The 7,984-nt window shown below is 60.7% G+C and carries 11 protein-coding genes; 8 read left to right on the forward strand and 3 right to left on the reverse strand.

Going from position 1 to position 7,984, the window contains the following annotated elements:
• Position 1: 1 nt before the first annotated feature.
• Positions 2-841, reverse strand: coding sequence for a CPBP family intramembrane glutamic endopeptidase (locus NUW87_RS11750; protein WP_269027399.1), 840 nt, complete (start codon positions 839-841; stop codon positions 2-4).
• Positions 842-983: 142 nt separating this feature from the next.
• Between NUW87_RS11750 and NUW87_RS04490 the strand changes: the two genes are divergently transcribed.
• The 4 genes from NUW87_RS04490 (at position 984) to arfB (ending at position 4,188) form a co-directional block, all read left to right on the forward strand.
• Positions 984-2,057 carry an FUSC family protein gene (locus NUW87_RS04490; protein WP_269027400.1) on the forward strand — a complete coding sequence of 358 codons (1,074 nt, stop codon included), beginning with the start codon at positions 984-986 and terminating at the stop codon, positions 2,055-2,057.
• Between the two features lie 53 nt (positions 2,058-2,110).
• Positions 2,111-3,433: a hypothetical protein gene (locus tag NUW87_RS04495; protein WP_269027402.1), complete on the forward strand. Its 1,323-nt coding sequence runs from the start codon at positions 2,111-2,113 to the stop codon at positions 3,431-3,433.
• A gap of 29 nt (positions 3,434-3,462) precedes the next feature.
• Positions 3,463-3,675: a type II toxin-antitoxin system RelB family antitoxin gene (gene relB / locus NUW87_RS04500; protein WP_269027404.1), complete on the forward strand. Its 213-nt coding sequence runs from the start codon at positions 3,463-3,465 to the stop codon at positions 3,673-3,675.
• 69 nt (positions 3,676-3,744) lie between these two features.
• Positions 3,745-4,188, forward strand: a complete 444-nt coding sequence (gene arfB, locus NUW87_RS04505) for an alternative ribosome rescue aminoacyl-tRNA hydrolase ArfB (protein WP_269027406.1) — start codon at positions 3,745-3,747, stop codon at positions 4,186-4,188.
• A 74-nt stretch (positions 4,189-4,262) separates the two neighbouring features.
• On the opposite strand, the gene NUW87_RS04510 is transcribed toward arfB, so the two are convergent.
• Both NUW87_RS04510 and NUW87_RS04515 read right to left on the reverse strand, forming a co-directional pair.
• Positions 4,263-4,568: a HigA family addiction module antitoxin gene (locus NUW87_RS04510; RefSeq protein WP_126857458.1), complete on the reverse strand. Its 306-nt coding sequence runs from the start codon at positions 4,566-4,568 to the stop codon at positions 4,263-4,265.
• 8 nt (positions 4,569-4,576) lie between these two features.
• Complete coding sequence (locus tag NUW87_RS04515; protein WP_154878769.1) at positions 4,577-4,858, reverse strand: type II toxin-antitoxin system RelE/ParE family toxin; 282 nt, start codon at positions 4,856-4,858, stop codon at positions 4,577-4,579.
• 565 nt (positions 4,859-5,423) lie between these two features.
• Between NUW87_RS04515 and NUW87_RS04520 the strand changes: the two genes are divergently transcribed.
• From NUW87_RS04520 to NUW87_RS04535, 4 genes are all read left to right on the forward strand, one after another.
• On the forward strand, positions 5,424-5,783 hold the full coding sequence (locus NUW87_RS04520) for a VOC family protein (RefSeq protein WP_269027412.1): 360 nt from the start codon (positions 5,424-5,426) through the stop codon (positions 5,781-5,783).
• 83 nt (positions 5,784-5,866) lie between these two features.
• A complete protein-coding gene (locus NUW87_RS04525; protein ID WP_269027413.1) occupies positions 5,867-6,214 on the forward strand; it encodes a VOC family protein in 348 nt (115 codons plus the stop codon).
• Positions 6,215-6,365: 151 nt separating this feature from the next.
• Positions 6,366-7,091 (forward strand): DUF998 domain-containing protein, encoded by a 726-nt coding sequence (locus NUW87_RS04530; RefSeq protein ID WP_269027415.1) that lies wholly within the window; start codon positions 6,366-6,368, stop codon positions 7,089-7,091.
• 342 nt (positions 7,092-7,433) lie between these two features.
• The coding region (locus tag NUW87_RS04535; protein WP_269027416.1) for a transposase at positions 7,434-7,984 on the forward strand (551 nt) is incomplete at its 3' end.

Raw genomic sequence — 7,984 nt, forward strand, 5'->3', positions numbered from 1 at the left:
GCTAGCGGACGACGCCACGCTGGGCAGGCGTCCGTGCGTGACTCGACGCGGCGCGGGGTAACACTGCGATCACCACGGCGGAAGCCGCCGCAGCAGCCGCGAATGCCGCCACCATGCTCGCAGCCGAGTTCGGGATTCCCAGGGCTTGGACCGAGCCGAAGGTGTTCCACGCCGCGTGCACCGCAACCGCGACCCAGATGCTGTTAAACGCCCACACCAAAAGCGCATAGAGCAGCGCATCAAGGAAATAATGGGCGAATGCGACCGGTGAGCCGTACGCCTGCGGGTGCATCGCCACGAACGGGATCGCGGCGAGCACCGCGCCCACGGTCGGGTGCTTGGTCCACGCTGTGAACGCCTGGAAGAACACGCCGCGAAACGCCATCTCCTCCGCAAGCGCGGCGAGCACAATAACGACGAGCTCCAACGGAAGATCGCTCCGGATATCTCCGATAACTTGGTCCCAGGACGCGCCGTAACCGACCACGCCGACCGCGCCCATGACAGCGGCGATGACCACTAACGCCAACGCGTACGCGGCGAACGGCACCCAAGGTTTCGTTCCTGTTCGCCCTGTGAACACGGACGCAACCGGCCTGCGCCCGATGAACCGGACCGCGAGGAGCACCGCCAGGATCTCCACGACCACGGAGCCGTACCCGAAGTACTTGTCCGCCGCGCCGCTCGACGTATCCACCCCCGCGGCTTCAAGGGAAACACCAATCACCGCGACGAACGCGACGGTAAGCACGGCGACCGCGACGATTTCGGCGAGCGGCCTCCACCAGGCGTAGTTGGGTTGGTTTCTTGACGCGAACGCGTACTCCCCCGCGTGTAGCACTGTGACGAAACTCCTCCTCGCGGTTACAACAACCGGGCCATCATATGCCCGCCTGTTGATATGTGCACGGGCTGATCAGCCCCGGCGCCGCGCCCGCGCTAGACTCTGCCCGCGGAAAACCACAATCGAGCACGGATCGCGTATGGGAGGTTCCCGGTTGCACCACTTCAGCCCGCTGTTTGAGATGGGCCCTGCCCGGCGCGACCACATCCCCGCCTTCCGCACCGCCCTCGGCGTGGCCATCCCCATGTTCACCCTGCTCGCGCTCGGCCGCATGGATCTGGCCATCTACGCGAACTTCGGCGCCTTCACCGGCGTGTACGGCAGGCACATGACCCGCCAAGTGCGGCTGAAGCACCACGTCCTTGCAGGTATCGCCCTGACAACGTCGGTGACCGCGGGGGCCACCATGGCGTGGCTGGACCTTAGCCCGTGGGTGTTGATGCTGGTCACCTCACTGGTGTCGGCTGTGTGGGCGACCATCGCGCTGGCCGCGGACATGAAGCCGACCGGGTCGGTGTTTGTGATCTTCTCCGTGGCTGCCGTCGGGTCCTTGAATAATCCGGTCCATCCGGTGCTCGCCTTCGCCATCGCCGGCACCGCGGCGCTGCTGTGCCTGGCGCTCGGCCAAATCTCCCACCTCATCGGCGAGGGGCCAGGCGGCGACGCGAAGGAACCGGAGCGTCCCTCCCGGTCCCCCGAGGCGGGCTGGATGCCGTGGAGGCGCCTGCGGGTCGAAGCCAGCCGCTTCTTTTTCTCCCCGCTACTCGCGGGTGTGCTGGGGCTGATCTCCGTGACTATTTTCGACCCGCTGACCCACTCCTACTGGGCCATGGTCGCCGCCGTCGCGCCGCTGGTGAACTCCCGGTTCAAGATGCAGTACTACCGCGCCATCGAGCGCGTCCTGGGCACCCTCACCGGCATCGCGGTGGCAGGTTTTTTGGTGTCCCACCCGATGCAGGGCTGGCAGATCGTCGTGTGGATTGTGATTTTGCAGTACCTCACCGAGATGTACGTAACCCGCAACTACACCATCGCCGCCAGCTTCATCACCCCGACCGCCCTGCTGATGGTGCAGACGGTCGAGGCCTCCCCCGTCTGGCCGATGCTGCTCGCCCGAACCGCGGAGACCGTCATCGGCGCGTTCGCGGCGCTCGTCGTCATCGCGGTCGGCTACGTGCGTAAGTACCCCGAGGTCGTGCTGCCGCGGCGATAAGCGCAGGTGCTTTGCGACGAATTTGCCGCCCGCCATGACTACAGTTTCTGGTTATGGAGACTTCAAGCAAGGACCTGGCTTTCCTGGCCGATGGAGAGGGTCTGCTGATCCTTAGCGAGGAAGAGCGCTTTCCCGCTACTTCTGCACCCGTGTTTTCGCCTGCGTCACCGCAAGTGCTTTTCCGCGCTAGCAATGTGATGAGCACGATTTCCAACCGGCAGTTCAAATCCGGCAAGTATTACAAGGCAACGGACGAAACTGCGAAGCTGCTCCAGCATCGCACGTCGTCTGGACCGGTTCCCGGAGTCCTACGCCGAGGCGATCTTGGACTCGCTGACAATCCAGGTCGATTCTTCAAACACACCTCGTTTCAAGAGGTGAAGTTTTCGCCCGCCATAGCTTCGACCGCCGCTGGCATCGCAGCTCAGGCCGCAATTGAGGCAGCAATTGATGAGATCAAGGAGTATTTAGATGTCATCGATGAGAAGCTCGATACTCTCCTCCGTCAGCGCAAGGTTGATGCACTAGCGCAGCTTGGGGGTATCCAATACACGATTGAAGAAGCGGACGAACTTTACCGGCGCAGCAGTAGCGTCTCCGCAACTACCTGGTCGAAGGTCGACCACCTCGGATCAGCGCTCAACGGCATCGAGTCTTACGCCATTGAACAACTCGATGACTCCATTGATCAGCTCCGGAAGCAGAAGAACAACTCCAAGAAACTTGAAGCCCTCCTAGCTGGGCTGAAAGGCGATCTGCCACTTTGGCTGGGTGTGGCTGCTCGGAGCATCTACCTCCACGATCGGATGTATGTCCTGGAGATCGCCCACGTGAATGAGTTTGAGCCCCGCCAGCTGGATTCTCACCGAGAGGGAATCCACAGCGCGCGCAAGGATCGATTGGAATCGACCACCCGACGTCTGCTCGAGATGGATCCAGCCGTCCGTGAGACAGCCAAGTTGAGCAACCAGGTCTGGGTGACAAACCCGATTCGTGCTCGCCATATCACCGCATACGCGAACGAAATTCACGACATAATTAGTGCGTTTGCGCAGCACTTGCGGATGAGCGTGAAGGACGCAGAGCGTCTCCACGTCCAAGGATGGCGGCAATCTGTGGTGTCGCTAGCGGGCGACACCATCGATGCCGCGAACCGCGCCCGCCAATCGGCGGTGGGTCAAGCGCAAAAAGCCACTGAGAAAATTCGCGACATGAACGACGACCGGCTGCTTGCAAAGGCCGCAGAAATCGAAGCGCGACGGGAGCGGGGGGACCAAAAAGAGCTCGATTCGACCGGCAACGAAGATCAATCTGCGACAGAATCCCGCTCGACGCGACGCGGTTTCCGTTTCCGTCGAGACGAGAAGAAGGCGTAGAGGATTTCTCCACGAGATCGGTAGCAGTTATGTTCCTGAGAGTCCGTTTGAGCAGCGAAGAAGCATCGCTCGTAACGAAGCTTGCGCGTGCTGAGGGCGTAACTGTTTCCGAGTTTGCTCGATCCGCCATCGCGGAAAGAATCGAAGATCTTCAGGACCTGCAGGAACTTCGCTCAGCCGTCGAGTTTGACTCCGACAAAAGGTTCACGATGGATGAGATTTACTGGGAGTTCGGTCGCTGAAACTTGCGATGCAACAAAACTGCGGTCTGGGTTGGTCGACACAGGACGTAGAAACGTAGGGTGTTGGGCATGCAGGATCTGACCATCGCACCCGGCCCGGGGATCCCCGGCGGCGTGGTCATCGCCGCCGCCGACCTGACGGAGCGGTTTGCGAAGTCGTCGGGGCCGGGCGGCCAGGGCGTCAACACCACCGACAGCAAGGTGCAGCTCTCCCTCGATATCGCCGCGTGCGCATCGCTTACCGACGCCCAACGCCGCCGCGCCCTTACCAACCTCGAACACCGCCTGGATGGCACCGTACTCACCGTGAGCGCGTCGACGCAGCGCTCACAGGTACGCAACCGCGCCGAGGCGCGCGAGCGTTTGGCCGCGTTGTTACGCGAGGCGCTCGCCCCGCCACCTCCCCCGCGTCGGAAGACAAGGCCGACCAGGGGCTCGGTGCGGCGCCGTCGAGAGGCGAAGAAGCGTCGCTCGGAGCTCAAAGCCACACGCAAGCGACCCCAGATTCCCTAACGCCCGCCCTAGACTCGGGTTGGGGTTGTCCCACTACCCCGATATGGCGCGACGCGTGTAGGGTCGCTGACTTTCTACGCCGAGGCAGCCTGGACTGGCTGAATCCGCTCGATCTCGGCGAGGGCCTTATCTTCAGCCAGCTCAATCTCATATTGGTTCTGCAGATTCATCCAAAAAATCGGCTCCACCCCAAAATATTTTCCGAGCCTAAGAGCGGTGTCAGCCGTGATTCCACGTTTGCCGTGCACAATCTCGTTGATACGGCGGGGCGGAACCCCGATAGACACGGCAAGCTTGTGCTGAGTGATTCCGAATCCCTCAATGAAGTCTTCTAAGAGAATCTCCCCAGGATGAATCGGCGGGTACAGCTTGTTCGACATGGCGTTCCTTAGTGGTAGTCCTCAATGGTTACGTGTTCGGGCCCTGCACCCTTCCAGCGGAATGTGATTCTCCACTGGTCATTCACTCGGATACTAAACGTCCCTTTCCTATCTCCCTTGAGAGCCTCTAGGCGATTCCCGGGCGGTACGCGAAGGGAGTCAAGGGATACAGCAGCGTCGAGCTGGTGGAGCTTCTTGTTCGCCGACTTATGGATCCGAGGATCCAGTTTCGGAACTGGTTCACGCAGGAATACCAGCTCGGTCTCTCGGTTCCCGAACGACTGGATCATGCCTCACCCTATCCCCCATAACGCGATGCGTCAATAACGCACAACGTTAAGTTTTAGCTCACTCGACTGCAAGTACACTCCCACCCTACGCAACCACAGCGCTTCCGTATTACGGTGACTACCGTGAAGACCATAAAAGGAAAGCCGATCAGTGAAGATCAGGTTGATGCTTGGTGCGCCGAAGCCGAAAACGGCTACGACATCGAGTTCTTACGCTCTCGCGGGAGAAAAACCGCGCGATACAAAACGCTCCATGAGGCCGGAAGGCTCTAACCCCGCCCGGACACGAGATTGCGGCTTTTAGCACCGGGACTGATTTGGACGGTCATACAGGACCCGGAGGGCAACGAGTTCTGCGTGGGCAGCCCCGAGAGCTAACTACACGTTGAACTTAAACTCGACGGAGTGTCATCGCAGTCTAACGTGTGCGAGATTTATTTCTGAACCCCCAGCCCAGCCGCTGGCGTGAACCTTGCACACAACGGCGGCGATGGTTCCTGTACGGCCTTGCCTACTGGTCATCCGGCACCCCTCATCATTGCTGGCGCGTTACCGCACACCAATAATGGAAACCATGAGCGTCGCCGACTTCAATATCCGCCAGATCACTTTCGACTGTCACGATCCATCAAAGCTCGCTGAGTTCTGGTCCGCTGCCACAGGCTGCGAGATCGCCGCAGATTATGGGAACTTCGTCATGATTGATTCCACTCCCGCTCTGGGATTTCAGCGCGTGCAGGATCCCACACCTGGGAAGAACCGCATGCATATCGACGGCGGTGGGGCTGACCGCGAAGACTTGGTGGAACGGCTGAAGAGGCTAGGCGCAACAGAACTCGGCACCCACGAGGCACCGGGATTGGTATGGACCGTTATGCAGGATCCCGAAGGCAACGAGTTCTGCGTCGGCAGCCCAGACGCCTAGCTAAACGTTGAAGCGGAACTACACCACGTTCCGCAACGAAAAAACCTCTTGCTCGGCGCACCTCAAGCGGGAAGCATGGAGGCGTGAAGCTCGAACGCATCGTCCCCGACCTCACGGTGGCAGGCCTCCGCAGAAGCATCGACGAACACGCTGCGGTCCTCGGTCTCGAGGCGGTCATGGATCACGGCTGGATCGTCACACTCGCCGATTCCAGAGGCTGTCAGCTGAATCTCCTCATGAGAGATGCCACAGCCCGCGAGAATCTCGATGCCTCAATCTTCGTCAACGATGTCGAAGCCGCCTGCGGTCGCACTGTCGAGTCAGGTCGTGAGATCGTGCACCCTCTCACGACCGAAGAGTGGGGCGTCACGCGCTTCTTCTACCGCGACGGATCAGGCAGCGTCATCAACGTCGGAATGCATTCTCACTGAGCATCGTCATCGTACGAAGGCGACTAATCCCAGTCACGCGACGCGCACCGCCGCATCCACCACGAGCTCGGCGCGGCTGCCTGCGCACGTTGAACACGTCTACAATCGCCGCTAGTATCTATCGTACGATCGTATGCTAGAGGAGGCCCGTATGAAGCGGTACCGCGTCGGTGCGATGGCCTGGGTGCTCAGCGCACTGGTGCTCCCGATTCAGTTGTTCGTGGCGCTGGGCTGGCCAAATCGCTACTCGCTCTCTCGCAACACCATCAGCGATCTCGGTGTGACCACCTGCGGGGAGTACTCCGAACTCGGTCAGCAGATACGTCAGGTGTGCTCGCCGGAACACGCGGTCTTCAACATCGGCATGGTCGCTTCCGGGGCTCTGATCCTGCTCGGCGCGGTTGTCCTGCATGGATACTGGACTCGGCTCTCCGGCCAGGCCGGAACCATCCTGATGGCGATCGCCGGAGCCTCGGTCATCGGCGTGGGCCTTCTCCCCTGGGACGTGTCGCCCGCAGCCCACGACAGCTTCGCCCTGCTTCAAGCCGCCGCGCAGTGGATCGCCATGGCGCTCATCGCCGTCGCCGCCGGGCCGGGCAGATTCCGGAAGGTCACGGCCGCGGTCGTGATCCTCTCCGTCGCAAGCTTTATCATGTTCGCCGCAGCACTGGATGGGTACGAGATGCCTTGGATTGGGCTCGGCGGTGCCGAGCGGCTCTCCTTCGACTCGCTGACGCTCTGGACCGCGCTGACCGGCGTTGCGCTCATGAGGGCTCACAAGCTGTCCGCTCAGGTGCGGGAGCGGACCTCTCTGCGACGGCCATGCGACAGCACCGCTGTCTCGATGCGTGGGCCCTCCGCTGAGAACCGGACATGAGCTTTCGGCTAAACGTTGAACTTAAACTCCACGGAGTGTCGTCGATAAATAACTATTCGATGCGCAAAGTACAACGAAATACCGCTAGAAACAGACAACATATGGGGGTGCACAGAAACACATATAGGTTCTGCGGAAAACCTATAGGGTGCGTCGCTAAAAACCGCTGTGCGCGAAAAACATAAAGGGTTTACGGACCCGGTCCCAGACCCCTCAATACTCTGAGCCGGAAGAATGGAAAGTGGAAGGTTGATGGGAGTTGTCAGTGGGTGAATGCGCCACCTCGACTTGGAGGTTGTTGTGGCTGGTCGTTGGACTCCGAAAGATGTGAAGGCTACTTCTGTGGCGCGGCTTGTTGCAGGCGATGATGTCGGCGAGATTGCACGTGAGGCCGGTGTGGCAGAGGCCACGGTTTATGAATGGGTCAAGCAAGCAGGCGCACTCCCACCGAAGAAGGCGTTGGCACGTGCACGCGACCAGCTCATCAACGAGGCGGTGGCGCTGGTGGCTTCAGGTATGTCGGTACCGGATGCGGCTGCGACGTTAGGCATGTCACCAGGGGCGTTGTACCAGCGGTTGGCGAAAGTCGGTGTGCTCACCGAACTGCAGCAAAAGCCCCGCATCACCCCGCAGCAGAAAGCTGACGCGGTCGCACGGGTGCTGGCTGGTGAGCCGGTTGACAAGGTTGCGGCGGCGTTCGACCGGTCTGCGAATTCGGTGTATCGCTGGGTGCAGCAAGCACGCCAGGAGAAGGCGGGCGGAAACCGTGATGCGTCACAGCGCGCGGACACGCCGGAGGCTTGCACGGTAAAACCACCTGCACACAGCAAAGTTGATTCCGTGCCAGCACCAATGAAAACACAGGCAGGCCACGCGCCTGCCGACTATGCCGA

Source organism: Corynebacterium pilbarense (assembly GCF_026930265.1).
GTDB lineage: Bacteria > Actinomycetota > Actinomycetes > Mycobacteriales > Mycobacteriaceae > Corynebacterium > Corynebacterium pilbarense.

Coding starts and splice junctions, on each gene's coding strand:
- NUW87_RS04490 (WP_269027400.1), top strand. CDS start 984: ATGGGAGGTTCCCGGTTGCACCACTTCAGCCCGCTGTTTGAGATGGGC.
- NUW87_RS04530 (WP_269027415.1), top strand. CDS start 6,366: ATGAAGCGGTACCGCGTCGGTGCGATGGCCTGGGTGCTCAGCGCACTG.
- NUW87_RS04495 (WP_269027402.1), top strand. CDS start 2,111: ATGGAGACTTCAAGCAAGGACCTGGCTTTCCTGGCCGATGGAGAGGGT.
- NUW87_RS04515 (WP_154878769.1), bottom strand. CDS start 4,858: ATGATCCAGTCGTTCGGGAACCGAGAGACCGAGCTGGTATTCCTGCGT.
- NUW87_RS04520 (WP_269027412.1), top strand. CDS start 5,424: ATGGAAACCATGAGCGTCGCCGACTTCAATATCCGCCAGATCACTTTC.
- NUW87_RS04510 (WP_126857458.1), bottom strand. CDS start 4,568: ATGTCGAACAAGCTGTACCCGCCGATTCATCCTGGGGAGATTCTCTTA.
- relB (WP_269027404.1), top strand. CDS start 3,463: ATGTTCCTGAGAGTCCGTTTGAGCAGCGAAGAAGCATCGCTCGTAACG.
- arfB (WP_269027406.1), top strand. CDS start 3,745: ATGCAGGATCTGACCATCGCACCCGGCCCGGGGATCCCCGGCGGCGTG.